Source organism: Nioella sediminis, assembly GCF_001879695.1.
GTDB lineage: Bacteria > Pseudomonadota > Alphaproteobacteria > Rhodobacterales > Rhodobacteraceae > Nioella > Nioella sediminis.
The window spans coordinates 1-1,406 of the sequence record NZ_MNBL01000184.1; the positions used below are offsets into that span (position 1 = coordinate 1).

Annotated in this window: 1 protein-coding gene; it reads left to right on the forward strand. The window is 63.2% G+C overall.

Annotation, left to right across the window (positions count from 1 at the left end; translation table 11 throughout):
- Window positions 1–370 precede the first annotated feature (370 nt).
- Window positions 371–1,264 (forward strand): SPFH domain-containing protein, encoded by an 894-nt coding sequence (locus BKY26_RS19570; RefSeq protein ID WP_071692052.1) that lies wholly within the window; start codon window positions 371–373, stop codon window positions 1,262–1,264.
- The last annotated feature ends 142 nt before the right edge of the window (window positions 1,265–1,406 follow it).

The following is a 1,406-nucleotide window of genomic DNA, read 5'->3' on the forward strand; positions in this document are numbered from 1 at the left end:
AGCCGCCGCAGCTTCGACAACTTCGCCGAGTTCGAAACCCTCTACGGCGACGTGCCGGAGATGGAAGAGCTGCCCTATCCCCGCGCGATGTCTGCCCGGCAGGTGCCGGGGCGGATCGTTGCGAAGCTGGCCGGGAAGGCTGTGGCCTGAACTGTCCCCGAAGGACCGCATCAGCGCGCCTGCCATCCTCTGACAAGGGGGTGGTTTGGCTCGCGATTGCCGACCGTAGAGGGCCAGTTACAAGCTGGCCCTGACCGGATCGTCCTCAAATCGGCCTTGTTCTTGCGGACAAACCGGCCCACATACGCCCTAGACCAATTTTCAACCCCACTGCATAGTTCCGCGTATGAAGAACGAGGATACCAATACCATGGATATCGAAGCCATTCTCGACGCCCTGTTGGGCGGCAATCTTGTGATCCTGCTGCTGGCAGGGTTCATCCTTCTTTGCATCTACCTTGGCATTCGCATTGTGCCGCAGAGCCAGAAATTCGTTGTCGAACGGTTCGGGCGGCTGCGGTCGGTGCTGGGACCGGGGATCAACTTCATCGTGCCGTTCCTCGACCGGGTGGCGCATAAGATCTCGATCCTGGAGCGCCAGCTGCCCAATGCCAGCCAGGACGCGATCACCAAGGACAACGTGCTGGTGCAGATTGATACCAGCGTGTTCTACCGCATCCTTGAGCCGGAAAAGACCGTGTACCGGATCCGCGACGTGGATGGGGCGATTTCCACCACGGTGGCCGGGATCGTGCGGGCCGAGATCGGCAAGATGGATCTCGATGAGGTGCAATCGAACCGCTCTGCCCTGATCTCTGCGATCAAGACAAGCGTGGAGGACGCCGTTGACGCCTGGGGGATCGAGGTGACGCGGGCCGAGATTCTCGATGTGAACCTCGACCAGGCGACGCGCGATGCGATGCTGCAGCAGCTGAACGCCGAACGGGCCCGCCGGGCGCAGGTGACCGAGGCCGAGGGCGCCAAGCGGGCGGTGGAGCTCAATGCGGATGCGGAGCTTTATGCCGCGCAGAAGATTGCCGAGGCGCGCCGGATCCAAGCCGATGCAGAGGCCTATGCGACCCGCGTCGTGGCCGAAGCGATTGCCGATAACGGGCTGGAGGCAGCGCAGTACCAGATCGCGCTCAAGCAGGTGGAATCCATTGCGCAGGTGGCGCAGGGGCAGGGGACGCAGACCATCATCGTGCCCGCCGATGCCGCCGATGCCTTCGGCAAGGCCTTCCAGATGCTGAAAGGGCGGGCCTGATGGATATCTGGAATACCTGGTGGGCCTGGGGCGCGCTGGCGATCCTTCTTGCCATTGGCGAGGTGATCCTGCCCACCTTCGTTCTGCTGGGGTTCGGGGCCGGGGCCGGGGTGATCGCGCTGATCCTGCTGATCGGCGGGGC

Bases quoted from the DNA above. Each gene is read 5' to 3' on its own strand.
- BKY26_RS19570 (WP_071692052.1), top strand. From the start codon at position 371: ATGGATATCGAAGCCATTCTCGACGCCCTGTTGGGCGGCAATCTTGTG.